Raw genomic sequence first — 16111 nt, 5'->3', positions numbered from 1 at the left:
GGAAAATCTTATGAGAAAAATTATCCGTTTATTATTAGTAGGGGTATTAACTCTTCTAATCGTAATTCTTGCTATTGTCCTTTCTCGAGCAGAAAAAGTAAGGTGGCATAAAAAAGAAGTCCCCAGAGTAGAAGAAGTTTCTGTTTCATTAGAAAAAGAAATGATAGCAAATAATTTGGGTCGAGCATTACAGTTTAAAACCATCTCTTATCAAGAAGAGATGCAAAATGATTGGGAAGAGTATAAGAAATTTATACGATATTTAGAGGAAACATTTCCCGAGGTGCATGCAACGTTAAAAAGAGATATTGTCAATGAATACAGCTTACTTTACACCTGGGAAGGGAAAAATCCATCATTACCACCAGCATTATTCTTGGCACATTATGACGTTGTTCCTATAGAAGAAGGCACTGAGAGTCAATGGAAATACCCTCCGTTCTCGGGAGCAGTAGCAGAAGGTTATATTTGGGGGCGAGGTGCTATTGATGTGAAGTGTGATGTAATGGCTTTACTGGAATCAGTAAATTATTTGCTAAAGGAAAACTATCAACCGACAAGGACGCTCCTGTTTGCATTTGGTCATGATGAAGAAGTAGGTGGTAGAAAGGGAGCCAAAAAGGTTGCCGAATTATTAAAAGAACGAGGAATCAGACCAGAATTTAGTTTAGATGAAGGAATGGCAGTTACAGAGGGACTGCTCCCAGGAATTAATGGTCCTACTGCCCTTATTGGAATTGGTGAAAAAGGATATTTATCCTTAAAACTCATGGTTACTACCGCTGGCGGACATTCTGCGGAACCTCCGAAAGAGACATCTATTGGTATTCTTTCCAATGCCATATCTAAAATAGAACGAAATCCTATGCCTGCAACCCTTGAAGGTCCACTACGTTGGATGTTAGAAGACCTATCGCCTTATATGAATTTCTCGATGCGGGTTGTTTGTTCTAATTTGTGGCTATTGGGTGGAATATTAAAAAAAGCACTTGAAAATATTCCGAGTGCTAATGCGGCTATTCGAACGACTTTCGCTCCTACATTGTTCCACGCTGGTGAGAAGGAAAATGTGCTCCCTTCAAACGCATGGGCTGTAGTTAATGTGCGGATGTTACCTGGAGATAATAGCGAAAAGGTAATAAACTATATTAAAAAAGTGATAAACGACCCGCGAGTTGAAATACAACCGTTCTCCCCTGAGAAAACAGATGAAGCAAGTCGTTTATCTGACCGTAATAGCGAAGGGTATAAAGCAATTGTCAATTCTATTCATGCTATATGGGGTAATATTCCTGTAGCGAGTGCATTAACTTTAGGTGGGACAGACTCAGTTAACTATATGGACGTTGTTAAGAACACATATCGATTCCAGCCTATGAAGTTCACCCGTGAAGACCTCGATTTAATTCATAGTACTAATGAAAGACTTAGTATCGACAATTACACCACCGCTATCAAATTTTATATCCGTTTATTAAAAAATACAGGTAGTAATTAGTGAAAAATGATTTAATTAGGGTTCTTAAAATGATATTTTTATGAGTGAACGCAACAGACCATTAGTTTTTGTGTATTTTACCAATTTTTTTTGTTACCTAAATTTGTGTAAAATGGTCATAAACTTAAAATACAAATATAAGGAGAAGGTTTATGAAGAAAAACTTTATTTTAAACACATTATTTCTGTTTGTATTATGTTTTGCATTGGGTTTCACATTTTCAGCGTCAGTCGTTGCTAAGACTCTTGCAGAATCATTAGCAGATGAAAAAGATTTTACAGCACATCGGATATCAAGTTATGACAGGACGGGAGGTAATGCCGATGGTATGCAAGAGCAACCTATTGCCATTGGCGAAACAAGGACATTGGCAAAAATTGAAGGTGCAGGTGCTATTACCCATATATGGGTAACAATATCCAGTAAAGACCCAAATCATTTAAAGAACCTTGTATTGCGAATGTATTGGGACGGTGAAACAAATCCGTCCGTAGAGTCACCTATCGGGGATTTCTTTGGATTAGGACATGCCCAATACTACACGTACAGTAGTTACCCTATTCAGATAGGAACATCAAATGCTCTCAATTGCTTTTGGTATATGCCATTTGCCAATGGTGCGTTGGTTACTATCACAAATGAAGGGACAGATGTTTGTGGTGCTTTTTATTATTATGTAGACTATCGCCAAATAGGAAAAGTAGATACACCGTTACGTTTCCATGCTCATTACCGTCAAGAATATCCTTGCACTGAAGGAACCGACTATACTTTCCTCGAAGCAAAGGGGAGAGGACATTATGTAGGTGTTAGTTTATCCATTCACAATCGGGCAGATGGTTGGTGGGGCGAAGGTGACGACAGGTTTTATGTGGATGGCGAAGAAAAACCGTCTCTGCACGGCACAGGTTCCGAGGATTACTTCTGCGGTGCATGGTGTTACGGACCTGCATTTAGCTATCTTTTCTTTGGTTGTCCTTTGCGAGGAGAACATAAACGTGGTGAAAAATGGAATGTATATCGATTCCATATCCTTGACCCAGTCCCATTTAAAGAATCTATCCGTGTAACTATAGAGCATGGGCATGCAAATGACCGCTCTGATGATTTTAGTTCTGTTGCTTATTGGTACCAAACAGAACCACACATCCCGTTTGAACCATTACCTGCTCCTGAAGATAGACTTCCTCAATCTGCCCCAGCTCAAGCGACCCATTATGAACCTGGGGCAATTGAAATTGAAAGTGGATTATTAGCATTCCAGAATTTAGATGACACTGTAGTTGAACAGGATTTGTCAGGGTTTGGGAATGAATGGAGCAATGGAAAACAGTTATGGTTTAAGCCTGAAGGTCCGAGGAATTATGTAACCACTGTGGATGTCCCATCAGATATGGCAGGAGATAAAAAAATAACCCTGTGGTATACCAAAGCACCTGATTATGGAAAAGTAGAATTATGGCTTAATTCCCAAAAAGTAGCGGAATGGGATGGCTATAATAAAGATAAAGTAGTACGAGACTCTATTCAATTTAAAGCGAATGTCTTGGCTGGACAAAATAAAATTGAATTGAGAATTATTGGTAAAAATGAACAATCTACAAGTTATATGGCTGGATTAGACTGCATAAAAGTCGAATAACTATTTAGAAAAAGGACACATCTAAATAAGCTTCTTCCTATATTTTGAGAAGGGAAAGATGATTTTTTTTCCCCATCAAAAATAATTTGAATTTATTTGAGATTTGTTAAGACGATAGTGTAATTTATATTAATGGTTTGCATAATATGCAGATTTTTTAGAATGGGAAAGGAGACCTATTTTTATGCAGAGACAACCTGAACCCGAACTTATGGACGACCCATTAGAAGCAGAGGCATATTCGATAACTGATTTTTCTGATGTAAACGAAAAATTTGTAGAGAAATTATGTTCTATCCTTCCTCTGTCTGGAGAACTGATAGCAGTCGATTTGGGATGTGGTCCTGGCGATATTACGTATCGAACATTTATGAGAAATGAGGATTGGCATATTATAGGTGTAGATGGTTCAGAAGCAATGTTGAGATTTGCACAGAAGCAATTTGGAATTAGGAAGCCGATTTGGATACTTAGTGATGCTAAGTTCCTACCATTTGCTGACTATTCTATCGATGTAGTTTTTACAAATAGCCTATTGCATCATTTGTTAGACCCCATGCCCTTTTGGAATGAAATCAAGCGGATTATTAAACCTAATGGTTTCCTGTTCCTACGTGATTTATTCCGACCTATATCGACGGAGAAAGCCCAAGAAATTGTCGATACCTATGCTGGCGATGCATCAAGTCTATTGAAAAAAGAATATTTCCGTTCACTTTTATCTGCATTTACGCCTGAAGAAATTCAGGAACAACTATCTCAATGTGGACTTCATTTTTTAACCGTAGAACGAGTTACAGACCGCCATGTTGATGTTTATGGGGTTATGTCTGAACCGAATAGGTAGTTATGCATAAAACAATTTGGCTTACAGCAGAAGACCCATTCCCACCAGAACATAAATGGCATGGCTGGGTAGTTGCGTATGGCGCAGATTTGAGCCCTCAACGATTGTTAGATGCCTACCGAAAGGGTATTTTCCCATGGTATAGTGAAGGTGAGCCAATTCGTTGGTGTTCCCCTGACCCACGTGCAGTCTTACCAACACATTTATTACACATTCCTCAACGGTTATGGCGAGAATGGAAAAGAAAACCGTTTGAAATAACAGCGGATACGTCTTTTCACAAAGTTATTCACGCATGTGCAAGAACCCCACGAAAATGGGAAGATGGGACGTGGATTACTTCTGATATGGAACAAGCATACAACCGAATGCATGATTTAGGTTATGCTCACTCAATTGAGTGCTGGCAAGACTCACAATTAGTCGGTGGATTATATGGACTTCAATTAGGTCCACTATTTGTGGGTGAATCCATGTTCTACCGAAAGTCAAATGCATCAAAGATTGCTTTTCTTGCTCTATGCGGATTTGCCTTAATTCATAATATTTCACTTATTGATTGTCAGGTGTTTACAGAGCATTTAGAACGGTTTGGAGTTTTTGAAGTACCACGAAAAAAATATTTGAGCTGGCTTAAAGTAAAATTGCCCGAAGAATTACCTCGCCATCAATGGACATTTAATTATGATGATGTTAATCATGCTCTAATTACTCTATGGAACAAACAAAAAGAAAAGAGTAGATGAAACGTTGATAAGAATAAATATCCGCTCAAAAAATATAATTTCCTGTCAGATTTTCTCATAACGAAAATCAGTCTTGATTGAAAAAATGAAACAAGTGTAATTAATCGTAGTATAATTGACAATAAAAGATAAAATATGCATAATATATAGAGTGAAAATATTTTCACATGATAAATTAAATTTATAATTTACACTAAGATGGAGAAGAAATATGTCCTCAGTTCCAAATCCTGAAGAGTCAAAAGCAAAGAGTAAGGCATTAGAAATAGCGGTAAGTCAATTAGAACGGCAATATGGGCGTGGTACGCTTATGCGTTTGGGTGACGTGCGATTTACCCAAGGGATAAAAACTATCTCAACAGGTTGCTTATCGTTAGATATTGCGACGGGTATCGGTGGTTTACCATTGGGACGTGTTGTTGAAATTTTCGGTCAGGAAGCCTCTGGGAAAACCACACTTGCCCTGCATGTGGTGGCTAATGCCCAGAAAAATGGAGGTGTTGCCTGTTATATTGATGCCGAACATGCCTTAGATTCGGCTTTCGCTGAAAAAATTGGCGTTGACATTAATAACTTGTTGGTATCTCAACCTGATTATGCTGAACAAGCGTTAGATATTTGCGAAAATCTGGTAAGAAGTAATGCATTTGATGTAATTGTTATTGATTCCGTTGCTGCACTTGTCCCAAAAGCGGAAATAGAAGGAGAAATTGGTGACCAACATATGGCATTACAAGCACGCCTTATGTCGCAGGCACTGCGTAGACTTACAGGAGCCATCAGCCGTTCTAAAACGTTAGTCATCTTTATTAATCAAGTTCGCGATAAAATAGGTGTCTTTTTTGGCAATCCTGAAATTACGACAGGTGGTAAAGCCTTGAAATTCTATGCCAGTATGCGTATTGATATTCGTAAAGTTACCTCTGTAAAAGAAAAGGATATCGAAATAGGAAACCGTGTCCGTGCCAAAGTAGTCAAAAATAAATTAAGTGCTCCATTTCGTACTGCTGAATTTGACATCCTTTTTGAAGAAGGAATTTCTTATGAAGGAGATTTGATTGACCTCGGCATTAATGAAAAGATTATTCAAAAAAGCGGTGCATGGTTCTCTTATAATGGAGAAAATATTGGACAAGGAAAAGAATCTGCAAGAAGATACTTAAAAGAACATCCAGAAATAACCGAAAAACTTCGTAATCAAATCTTAGAGAAAGTTGGCTTATTAAATCCTGCTGAAACGAAGGAAACGTAATTAAAATTATTAAAGAAGGAGTCCCTGAATCGTTCAGATACCCGACAAAATTCCAACAGATGTAGTAAGACATCCGAATTATAGGTTAAGGTTTATTTCAGTCCTTTTTGTTATTCTCGCAATTCTTCTCTCAACTGGGTTTTTATATGGCAGGTATAAAATTTTATCGGTGAAAGAAAATTTTGAGCGAGATATTAGCAAAAAGGTTAACGGGCACCTTGTAATTGGCAAAATAATCCCAAATGGATTGAGAGGACTCCGCATTGACGACATCCAGTTTCGGATGGATTATCAAGGCATTCAACTTCAGGCGGAAATACCCCGCACCGTTGTCCATGTAAACTGGGTTAATCTATTCTATCGGGAATGGAGTTTTGACATGATTCAGATTGCCCAGTCTGATATAAAGGTAAATATTAAAGACCCATCATTTTGGGAGAACATTCGTTCTGAGAAAAATGCCAATTCCGCAATAGACTTAAAAGATATTTCTTTCAGAGTTGTAGGGGAACGAAATAATATTGTTATTCAAGGACTTATTCCTGAACATGAAATTCAACTCAAGAAGTTTAGTTTTGATTGTTATAGACTTTCTGATTCATCAGAAATTCGAATGAAGTTAGACACTACAGTATCATACCTCCCAGAAATTCCAGATGAAACGTCACTAAATTTAGATTTGCGTTTTCGTTCCCTTGAAGACTTTGATTTACGAGCGGAGTCCAACAAAATCCTTTTATCCCAAATAGAAAAGGTAGTATCATTCTCTGATATTTTGTATCCTGAGGGGGCTATTACCCCGTCCTTACGTGTTGCTGGGTATCCAAATCAAACTCTCATTATTGCATTAGAAGCACCCTTTGAAGATATAAAGGTAAAATCTCAAAATGTCCCATTTCAATCAATCACGGGTGAAATTACAGCATTGGCAGATTTGAAATTGGCAGAAAAACGATTACGAATAACAACCGCAGATATTACCTCTGAAGAATTTGATGGAAGTTTATCAGGTTTAATTTTCCTCGACAAACCTACTCCTGAATTAGACATAACTTTAGAAGTGCGGAAGATACCCTTAGAGGATTTAATCACCTCATTTACTCAACAGCAGGTAGAAAAATATGGAAATTTTGTTCTTACTTTTGACCAGCTGAATAATTTACGTTTTGGGGTCAAAGGAACAATAAAAAAACCTATGTTAGAAGCGTTAGCCGATGTAACAAATGGAACAATCCAGTTTAATCCTAATACCGACGAATTACCCACAATCCAAGCCCGACTTGAATTAGTTAAAATTGGTTGGGTTCCAGAAGGGCAACTTCCAAGGGGAACATTAGTCTTAAAGGATGGAATTGTTGAATATCGTCCATTAAAAATAAAAGTAGATAATATCTCAGCAACCTGCATTCTTGATACAAATGAACTGACTATTGATTCTTTATCTGGTATATATAATGATTCATTAATGACCTTAAAAGGAAACTATAAAATTCAGGAAAAAACTGGAATATTTACGATAAATGGTACTCTTAATGGGTTGGAAAATCTGCCATTTATAAAAAAGGATGATGATGTTTCACTTTCGGGCAGTGCTACATTTCAAACAACATTACACTATACACCTGAAAAGATTTCTGCTCAACTGAATGCGGAATTGACCTCTGCGGATATTGGCTATGAATGGTGGTTCCATAAACGAATTGGAGTAGGTGCAACTATCCCTGAGTTAAAGGTCGATATCATCCCAAAGAAATCTTTAATTATTGATGGTATTGGGCAATTAGAATCAACTCCACTGAATGCACGATTTGAGTATGCATATTTCAATAAAAAGTTTAATTTACGCAAAGTGAATATCACTTCCAGTGCTCTTGATATTAATACAGCAAGCAAGTGCCTAAACATCCCCTATCAGGGAAGAGGAGGAGTTGGCAAAAATGGCTCCTTCTTATGGGAAAAGAAAGGTAAGAATGAAAAGTATGGCGAAACTATGAAAATCAGTGTAGATATCGATTGGGCATCTTTTCTTGCAAAAGAAACTGAGATTCCATTAGAAGCGAAGGATGTATCTGTGCAGGCTTTTATTGATGAACGTGACCCGAACAACAGGACACGTATGTTTACAATTACCGCAAAAGAAGCAACAATACCGCCTATTGGTGTAAAATGGCTAATCCCACTTCGTTCCAAAGAAGAAGCAGAGGCAGAACGGATACGCAAGAAGGAACCACCTGGACCTCCTGAATATTGGACTTTTGTTCTAAATTCAGAAAAGATTACAATGCTTCCATGGGAAGGAACAAACTTTAAGGGTATTGCATATGATAGGCCGGATAGTTCCGGTTTAGATCGTTTTTCTGCAAATGTAGGAAATGGAACACTTGAAGGGAGCTACTCTGTGTCCAGCCCCGAGAACGTGAGCGTTCTTAAAGCACAATGGAAAAATATTCCTGTGATTTACCTTGTGCGACATCTAAATCTTCCCGAAGCGATTGAAGGTGAATGTACTGGAAATGTCGAATATTCACTTGATTTGGACGATGCAAATACACTCTCAGGCAAAGGTTCGTTTCAGGTTGTTAATGGGAAAGTAGAAACAGATTTGTTCTTAAGTAGATTTGCACCAGAGACATCTTCTACTGGAATACCTACAACGTTACCATTTTATTCACTGAAGAGTGATGTTACCATGGAGAAAGACCTTATAAAAACTCCTAATTTACAATTCCGTTCGGAAGGCTTACAAATAGATGGTAAAGGGCAGTTTATTATCGATGGTGATATGGACTACGATTTATCGTTTACATTTTCACCGCAGTTAGCATCGCAAATCACAGTAATTCGGGATAGCTTTAATATCCGCGGACACCAAATTATTCAGAATCTTATTCAGAATCCTATCCAATTAGGTTTCCGTGTCCATGGTCCTTCTTTTAGTCCTAAGGGGCAGGTGAAAGAATTACCCCCATTAGGGGTTACTATTGTAAGTGGTGCAGCAGAAATTACCACCGAAGCTTTCCGTGTTATCGATATCCCTCGTCGTATTTTAGTGGACCTACTTAAAATTGGTGGAAGTGTAATAGGAAGCACAACACAACCCCAAACTCAAAAGTGAAGTAAAAAAGCGAATTTTGTCATAATTATATTATAGAAAAAAAGAGGTAGTTGTTAATGGAAATAAAAATCAGCCGAAATGCTAATAAATGTCTTTTATGCCTCAAATCCTTCTCTCACGAAGAGTGGGTATGGTCTCAAATAGTCGAACTAAATAAAGAATGGCAACGACGTGATTTTTGTATCTCCTGCTGGCAACAATCCGAAAAACAACCCGCTTTATCACAATGGAGACATCGATATGTCGACCCCAAAGAACGGAATAAAGAACAGGAAACAAAAGATTCACCTCTCCGAGCTTTATTCTATGAGATGATTGAAAAAGACCATTCCCGTTTGGAACTTGCCATTGCATATCTTGCTTCTCAACTCTTAAAACGCGAAAAGGTTTTTAAACGGATAAAAGAAATGGCAATCTCACCTAAGGAAGGACATATAATAATGTATATTGACCGTATTGATGACCGTGTGATTGAAGTACGCGACCCAAACTTTACCTTTTCAGAAATGGAAGAAGCCAAAAATATTATTTTACGACGACTTGAAGGAAACACAGAGATAGAAAAAACAAACCTACAAAACACTAACAGTATAACCAATGCCTGATTTTAATCAAATTCCGTTTCCAAATAAACCAAAAGACCCATTAGGGATTCAGATAACTGCGAAGCAACTAATTTTTATATTGGTGGGCTTGATATTCTTCTTTATTGTTGTCTTTTTAGTAGGTGTATATATAGGAAAAAAACAGGTCAATATCGATATTGCTAAAGAAGATAAGACAGAGATTTCAGAACCAATAGCGTCTTCACCAGATACTTCTGCAAATCAAACAACTGTTTCCAATAATAATGACACATCTTCCTTAGCATCAACGGTAACTACACCATCTACTGATATGGCATCACCAGCACCTCAACCCGATACACCTCTTCAACAATCGTCAACAACTCCACCTGTAGATAATTCACCATCTAACTTACCTACTACAACAGATACAACGCTACCACCGACACAAACTACCATGACAAGTAGTACACAAAATGACACATCACCTGATAGTAAACCACCCGTGCTCGATTTATCTCCTATAACCCCTCCCATCGACAATGGTATTACAAATCAAACCAAAGACAACTCAAACACTCAACCATCTACTGCTACTACTGATGCTACAAATAAAACGAAGAAAGAAAAAACATATTCCTTACAGCTTTCAGCATTGAGCGGAAAAGATGCAGAAAAAAGAGCCAAAGAGATAGTTGAAAAAGTAAGCAAGAAATACAATAATCAATACCAATTTAAAATTCAAAAGGTGGGTCCATTTATAAAAATAATCGCTATCAACTTTGCTGATGAAAAGAAAGCACGAGAAGCCCTTAACATCCTCTCGCAAGAACCCGATTTTAAAAAAGCATTTATTATAAAGCCTTAAAATATTGTTTACATAGGAATTTCTTCTATAATATAATTTAAGAAAATAAAATCTGTGTGGTTAAAATCCTAAGGAGGAGAATATGAGTAAATCTTATTCAGTTAGTGTAGTAGGGCCGGGAGCATTAGGTTGCTTGTTTGCAGGAAAATTAGCAAAAGCAGGTTTTCGTGTTCATCTCATAGACCATAAACAAGACCGTATCACACGTCTAACAAAGAATGGAATAGAAATTCATGAAGGGGACAAAATCGAAACATACCATGTTCATATTACATCCCATATTCCAGCAGGACAGGACCTTATTATTATTTTGGTCAAATCATATTCGACAGCCTCTCTGGTTCTTCCTCAGGATACAATCATCTTGACATTACAAAATGGACTTGGGAATGTAGAGATATTATGTAAAAAGACCAATGCAGAACGGATACTCGCTGGTACGACAACAGAATCTGCCACACTTTTAGAAGAAGGCAAAACGAAACATACCGCTTCTGGCGTCACCGTTTTAGGTAGTTGGACAACAGCCCCTGTCAAAATAGCATTGGACATACTTGAACAAGCTGGATTCAAAATTGAAATAACAAATAGCCCTGGGCAGGTAATATGGGAAAAAACAGTTATCAATGCTGGTATCAATCCTCTAACAGCCATTCTTAATGTTCCTAACGGGGCTCTCCTAAAGATTCGTGAAGCCCGTGAACTTTTACGGGAACTTGTTGCTGAAGCTTCAAAGGTTGCAGGAACAGAGGGGTATCGTTTCTCGCGGAGTATGATAGAATATGCGGAAGAAACCTGTGAGCTCACTGCAAACAATATCTCATCAATGTTACAGGACATCCGTAATGGACGAAAAACAGAAATAGAAGCCATTAGCGGAGAAATTATGCGTCGTGGAACCTCAGCCTTCTTAACTACGCCGCGAACAAGAACTGTATATCAACTTGTTCGGAGTTTGGAACAACGTGAGATTTCCTGACATCCCATACGATAGCCCTTATAATTTCTCTTTTTCCCAAAAAATTGCATTAACATTCCTCCCGTCTATAATAGCCATTGCTTTGAAAAGCCTTTTTAGCACATGTAAATGGGAAGTAACAAATATTGAATGTGTTCACAGAATTATTAATACTGAAAAGCGAATCATTATTGCCATTTGGCATGAACACATGGCTTTTGGAGCACATCTTTTCCAGGGCACCAATTACCACACTCTTACAAGCTACAGTTACGATGGTGAACTCGCTTCAAGAATTGTACGCCGTTTCGGCATAGAAGCGGTTCGCGGTTCCAGTTCTCGCGGTGGAAGTGATGCACTAAATGGTTTACAGAAGGCTTTAGAATATACTGGTTGTGTTGGCTGGACAATGGACGGACCGAAGGGACCTCGACGTATTGCGAAACCAGGAATCGCTGTGCTATCAGCACGTACAAGAACACCTATTGTGCCTATGGGTGCAGTAATAAACAAAGCATGGCACTTGAATTCGTGGGATTCATTTCCCGTACCCAAGCCGTTTGCCCAAATCCATGTTGAATTTGGAGAACCTATTGCTCCACCAGATAATGAATCCAATGAAAAAATAGAACAAAAACGGAAAGAAGTAGAAACAGCATTAAATAATCTTATCCGTCGCCTTGAAGGCAAAACAAATATCGAAATTGAAGGGTAACAAACAAATGGGAAAATTTATTTGTTGACAGATTATTACATAAGCCCTTCCACTTCAATCATAGTACGACGAAGTTGACCACACGCTGCTTGAATATCCTGACCACGCTCTCTTCGTAAAGTTGCGTTAAGTCCATTTTGTGTTAGAAATTCTAAAAAGACTTCACATACCTCATTTTTGGGTGGTTCAAATGAAAGTCCAGGTACAGGGTTCCATGGAATAATATTTATTGTACACTTGAACGATTTGGCATAATCAAGAAGTTCTTGTGCGTGGGCTAATGAATCATTAACACCGCCCAATAAAACATATTCAAAAGTAATCATGCGTTCCGTTTTTTTCTGATAATAATGGATGGCATCCGCTAATTTATCAAGTGGATATTTGCGATTTAAGGGCACTAACCGTGAGCGAAGTGTGTCATTCCCAGCGTGGAGAGAGATGCTCAGTCGCACCTGCCAGTCTTCATCTGCAAACCGCATAATGCCCTTAACATCACCTGCGGTAGACACGGTAATTTTCCTCGCCCCAATATTAATCCCTAACGGGTGCATAATCAGTTTTATACTTCGTATAACCTCATCATAATTCCAGAAAGGTTCACCCATCCCCATATAAACAATATTAGGTGTCTTATCTCCTAATTCAACTCGTGACAATAAATGCAAAACTTGTTCTACTATCTCACCTGCATTTAGATTCCTCTTAAATCCGACTTTGCCCGTAGCACAGAACGCACATCGTAGAGGACAACCTACCTGTGTCGAAAGGCAAAAAGTAATTCGTCTGCGATGTGGAATAATTACCGATTCTACAGACTGACCATCCAAATATTTGATAAGGGCTTTCTGAGTCCCTGACGAATGGCTTTCCTGTATATGTACAACTTCAGATTGACAGGGGATGCTTTGCTCAGTCAATCGCTGGCGTAACTCCTTAGATAAATCAGTCATTTCCTGAATATCAAAAATATGCTTATCATGAAGCCACCGAAATATCTGCCTTCCACGATACAATTCCAATCCAAATGCTTCTGCTATCTCCTCGGGAAAAAGTCGTGTAAGAATTGTTTTATTCATATAATTTTGGCTCCTGTATCATTTTCTAAATCCATTAACGTTTCTCAATCTCTACAGGCGTATACCCTGACTGACGTAATATATTAACCTGTTTTGAAATAGAACTATACGGTGGTTCTACATTCGTGTTAAAAACACAGCGGGTTAATTTAATGACCATAAACGCATTTTCCTGTGGAAATTCACAGCGAATAATTTCGGGGAAATGAATCCCTTCTGAAGTAACAAGGTAGCTCTCCCGTTCACTTTTTGAAATGAGTGTTCCCTGTTTTGAATATCTTTCATTTCGCACAAGAACCCAAGGGACTCCCTCAACAGTAATGCGACGTTGTAATCTATGATGTTGTTTGTCGTAGTAAATTTCTATAATGGCTTGTTGATGGTCTTTGTCAAAAGACGTTAATACGACACGATTTGAAGGAAGTTCTCCCCAACGCTCAGGTAAAAATGTTTCTTTGAATATATCCAAAGGTGTTACATGAACATCGGATGACTCAAAATACTCACTCCCTTTATGGTAATAAAACTCACGTTCTGTTGGTAACTCAATTAGCGACTCATCTTTATAACATGTCATTCGTAAAACCGTCGCAGTATATTTTCGTCCAATGATATGAAGTAAATCAGGAGCACGAAAAGAAACATCGCTCTGATGCAGTTGATAGATAGTATCAAGTTGGGGTGTCTTTAATGTAAATGTGCCACGACCTTTAAGAGACTTGATACATTCATCATTTTTGTGAAGGTCATTTAATATTTCTTCTAACTGTGGTTCCATTGTGGAAACAATTCTATGTTCCAAAGTTGTGCCCCATCGTGAACAGGAACATGCTATTAATAAAAAGAGCACAATGCTAATATTGAGTACTATTTGTAAATAGGAAAGGCAATACTTAAAATTCATTTGGCTGATAATCCGTTTGTTTCCGTTTTCCAATTAAGGATAGGTAGGTTGAACTTGCTTTTAGTTTATAAAATTGATATAATTATATCCCTTATTTGTATATTGTGTTATGGAGATATTATAGCAGTACATCTTCCTTTTTTTCGAACGTAATATAACCTGAACTAAAAAGGGATTCCCCAATGGCATTTGTATGTGAATACAGTGGAAAAAAACCGATAGTCGGAAATTCAATAATCCGCCGTGGTAAAGCAAAGAAAAAAGGCGGTATCGGACAAAATGTAACAGGGATAACGAAACGTCGTTGGAAACCCAACCTCCAAAAAATCCGTGTTATCGATGAAAACGGTAGAGTACGTCGTATCCGCGTTTGTGCCCGATATATCCGTGCTGGAAAGTTTACAAAAGTACCACGCGGTATTCAAAAAATAAAAACAGCCGTAAGTAAAGCCAACAATTAGGTTTCATATAATATTGTTCTGTTAGGCGTAGTTTTAAGGGCAACTCAGTGATTGAGTTGCCCGTTTCTTTTTATAATTAAACCGTCAAACAAGACTTAAAAAAAGGTAGGCATATTAAAAACAAAATTAAAACACAATGAAAATGGGAATATTGTCTTTTATTTGCACATTTTTGTGTTTCTTTCTCTCGAAACAATTTGTATTTTTATTGGTCTTATATAAATAGATACAAAGGAAAGAGAAAATGAACACACAAAAAATACATTTTTATGTTCATGAACTAATTCTTCCAACACTTCTATTTATGGGATTAGGAGGTATGACCTGGGCAGTTCGTGGTTGTTCAGGTTTTGGTGGGTCTAATGGATGTTTATTTGCAGGGATAACATTAGCTACTGCATGGTGGTTCCTTTCCTACGACCCAAACCAAATTTCAATCCGCCCTTATGTAAACGCCGTAGGATTAATGGCAATGACCTTAGGTATTGCTATTTCAGGAGCCCGTGGTTGGATGCAATGGCCCTCATTCTTCGAGGGGAAACTGCTCACGAACTACTCTGCTGGCGAGTTTATCCCAATACCACGGTATTACGGTTTTATATGGATGTTTATTGCGGGTGTTCCTTGGGGTGCTTTAGGTGCGTGCTTCTTGGCATGGTGTAATAACGAAAAAGAAGTAACGAAAAAAGAATGGCTATTACGAATTGCCTCTGCCATTGGAGGTGTTATCATAGCCAGACTCTTTTTCGAATATCTTCCCGAAATATGTTTACCCCTTTACAGCTCCATTAAAGAACGATATATGGACTTGCAAAATAACCCTAATTTGCGAAGGCTTATAAATGATAACCGTTCCGCTATTATGCATTTGGGATTATATCTCGGTATCCTAACGGGAGAGATTATTCGAAAAGACCGAAGAAACATAACCTTAATTCTGACCGTAGGAATTCTCAATGGACTTGGCTGGGCATTACTCCAAAACTGGAAATGGGCAAACCTTATTTGGCAAGATTATAAATTTAATTGGTGGAGATGCTGGGAAACGTCAGGAGGGATAAGCATCGGCTTCGCCTATGGGATTGCCTATTTCCTAACCAACCAGCCATTGAATAATTCAATTATTCATGAGAAAATAAACAAAAAAGCCATTTTGGAACGAATTACCCTATTTCTTATGGTATTTTTAGCCCTTACTCTTTCCCTGCGAAACGGACTAAAAGGCTGGGCAAATATCTACCTCGGCAATGAAGAGTACTGGGATGGCGTCTTATGGTTAGTATTTCTACCAATCCTTTTATCTGGAACCATTTTAATTATTTGCTATGTTTGGAAATCAACTAAAAAACAAATATTTAGCAAAAACCCTTTCCCAAACTACCCAATAATTATTTGGACTGTCCTTTTAATTCAAAACTTCATTGCACAACTTATTACTGGACCATGGTCAAATTGGGTC

Annotated in this window: 14 protein-coding genes; 12 read left to right on the top strand and 2 right to left on the bottom strand. The window is 37.9% G+C overall.

What is annotated here, in order from left to right; genetic code table 11:
* Nucleotides 1–10 precede the first annotated feature (10 nt).
* From PLJ10_07940 to PLJ10_07895, 10 genes are all read left to right on the top strand, one after another.
* Nucleotides 11–1498 carry a M20 family peptidase gene (locus PLJ10_07940; protein ID HOK09579.1) on the top strand — a complete coding sequence of 496 codons (1488 nt, stop codon included), beginning with the start codon at nt 11–13 and terminating at the stop codon, nt 1496–1498.
* A gap of 152 nt (nt 1499–1650) precedes the next feature.
* Nucleotides 1651–3141, top strand: a complete 1491-nt coding sequence (locus tag PLJ10_07935) for a DUF2961 domain-containing protein (GenBank protein ID HOK09578.1) — start codon at nt 1651–1653, stop codon at nt 3139–3141.
* A gap of 184 nt (nt 3142–3325) precedes the next feature.
* Nucleotides 3326–3988, top strand: coding sequence for a class I SAM-dependent methyltransferase (locus tag PLJ10_07930; GenBank protein ID HOK09577.1), 663 nt, complete (start codon nt 3326–3328; stop codon nt 3986–3988).
* Between the two features lie 2 nt (nt 3989–3990).
* A complete protein-coding gene (aat, locus tag PLJ10_07925; protein HOK09576.1) occupies nt 3991–4734 on the top strand; it encodes a leucyl/phenylalanyl-tRNA--protein transferase in 744 nt (247 codons plus the stop codon).
* A gap of 211 nt (nt 4735–4945) precedes the next feature.
* On the top strand, nt 4946–5986 hold the full coding sequence (gene recA / locus PLJ10_07920; protein ID HOK09575.1) for a recombinase RecA: 1041 nt from the start codon (nt 4946–4948) through the stop codon (nt 5984–5986).
* Nucleotides 5987–6155: 169 nt separating this feature from the next.
* Nucleotides 6156–9101, top strand: a complete 2946-nt coding sequence (locus PLJ10_07915; protein HOK09574.1) for an AsmA-like C-terminal region-containing protein — start codon at nt 6156–6158, stop codon at nt 9099–9101.
* Between the two features lie 56 nt (nt 9102–9157).
* Nucleotides 9158–9706 (top strand): hypothetical protein, encoded by a 549-nt coding sequence (locus tag PLJ10_07910; GenBank protein ID HOK09573.1) that lies wholly within the window; start codon nt 9158–9160, stop codon nt 9704–9706.
* Complete coding sequence (locus PLJ10_07905; protein HOK09572.1) at nt 9699–10535, top strand: SPOR domain-containing protein; 837 nt, start codon at nt 9699–9701, stop codon at nt 10533–10535. Before PLJ10_07910 ends, PLJ10_07905 begins: the two co-directional genes overlap by 8 nt.
* An 82-nt stretch (nt 10536–10617) precedes the next feature.
* A complete protein-coding gene (locus PLJ10_07900) occupies nt 10618–11514 on the top strand; it encodes a 2-dehydropantoate 2-reductase (GenBank protein ID HOK09571.1) in 897 nt (298 codons plus the stop codon).
* Entirely contained in the window at nt 11501–12208 is a 708-nt protein-coding gene (locus PLJ10_07895; GenBank protein ID HOK09570.1) for a lysophospholipid acyltransferase family protein, read from the top strand. The genes PLJ10_07900 and PLJ10_07895 overlap by 14 nt, the downstream gene beginning before the upstream one ends.
* Before the next feature lie 35 nt (nt 12209–12243).
* On the opposite strand, the gene rlmN is transcribed toward PLJ10_07895, so the two are convergent.
* Together rlmN and PLJ10_07885 are read right to left on the bottom strand one after the other, a co-directional pair.
* A complete protein-coding gene (rlmN, locus tag PLJ10_07890; GenBank protein HOK09569.1) occupies nt 12244–13287 on the bottom strand; it encodes a 23S rRNA (adenine(2503)-C(2))-methyltransferase RlmN in 1044 nt (347 codons plus the stop codon).
* 34 nt (nt 13288–13321) lie between these two features.
* Entirely contained in the window at nt 13322–14191 is an 870-nt protein-coding gene (locus tag PLJ10_07885) for a hypothetical protein (GenBank protein ID HOK09568.1), read from the bottom strand.
* A gap of 182 nt (nt 14192–14373) precedes the next feature.
* Between PLJ10_07885 and rpmB the strand changes: the two genes are divergently transcribed.
* Nucleotides 14374–14652 (top strand): 50S ribosomal protein L28, encoded by a 279-nt coding sequence (gene rpmB / locus PLJ10_07880; protein HOK09567.1) that lies wholly within the window; start codon nt 14374–14376, stop codon nt 14650–14652.
* 244 nt (nt 14653–14896) lie between these two features.
* Nucleotides 14897–16111, top strand: a 1215-nt coding sequence (locus PLJ10_07875; protein ID HOK09566.1) for a hypothetical protein, incomplete at its 3' end; no start/stop codon positions are given.

This window comes from Candidatus Hydrogenedens sp. (assembly GCA_035361075.1).
GTDB lineage: Bacteria > Hydrogenedentota > Hydrogenedentia > Hydrogenedentales > Hydrogenedentaceae > Hydrogenedens.
The sequence above is the reverse complement of the archived record's forward strand: the minus strand, read 5'-3'. Positions and strand labels throughout refer to the sequence as shown.

Coding starts and splice junctions, on each gene's coding strand:
- PLJ10_07900 (HOK09571.1), top strand. CDS start 10,618: ATGAGTAAATCTTATTCAGTTAGTGTAGTAGGGCCGGGAGCATTAGGT.
- rpmB (HOK09567.1), top strand. CDS start 14,374: ATGGCATTTGTATGTGAATACAGTGGAAAAAAACCGATAGTCGGAAAT.
- PLJ10_07940 (HOK09579.1), top strand. CDS start 11: ATGAGAAAAATTATCCGTTTATTATTAGTAGGGGTATTAACTCTTCTA.
- rlmN (HOK09569.1), bottom strand. CDS start 13,287: ATGAATAAAACAATTCTTACACGACTTTTTCCCGAGGAGATAGCAGAA.
- PLJ10_07910 (HOK09573.1), top strand. CDS start 9,158: ATGGAAATAAAAATCAGCCGAAATGCTAATAAATGTCTTTTATGCCTC.
- aat (HOK09576.1), top strand. CDS start 3,991: ATGCATAAAACAATTTGGCTTACAGCAGAAGACCCATTCCCACCAGAA.
- recA (HOK09575.1), top strand. CDS start 4,946: ATGTCCTCAGTTCCAAATCCTGAAGAGTCAAAAGCAAAGAGTAAGGCA.
- PLJ10_07930 (HOK09577.1), top strand. CDS start 3,326: ATGCAGAGACAACCTGAACCCGAACTTATGGACGACCCATTAGAAGCA.
- PLJ10_07935 (HOK09578.1), top strand. CDS start 1,651: ATGAAGAAAAACTTTATTTTAAACACATTATTTCTGTTTGTATTATGT.
- PLJ10_07905 (HOK09572.1), top strand. CDS start 9,699: ATGCCTGATTTTAATCAAATTCCGTTTCCAAATAAACCAAAAGACCCA.
- PLJ10_07885 (HOK09568.1), bottom strand. CDS start 14,191: ATGAATTTTAAGTATTGCCTTTCCTATTTACAAATAGTACTCAATATT.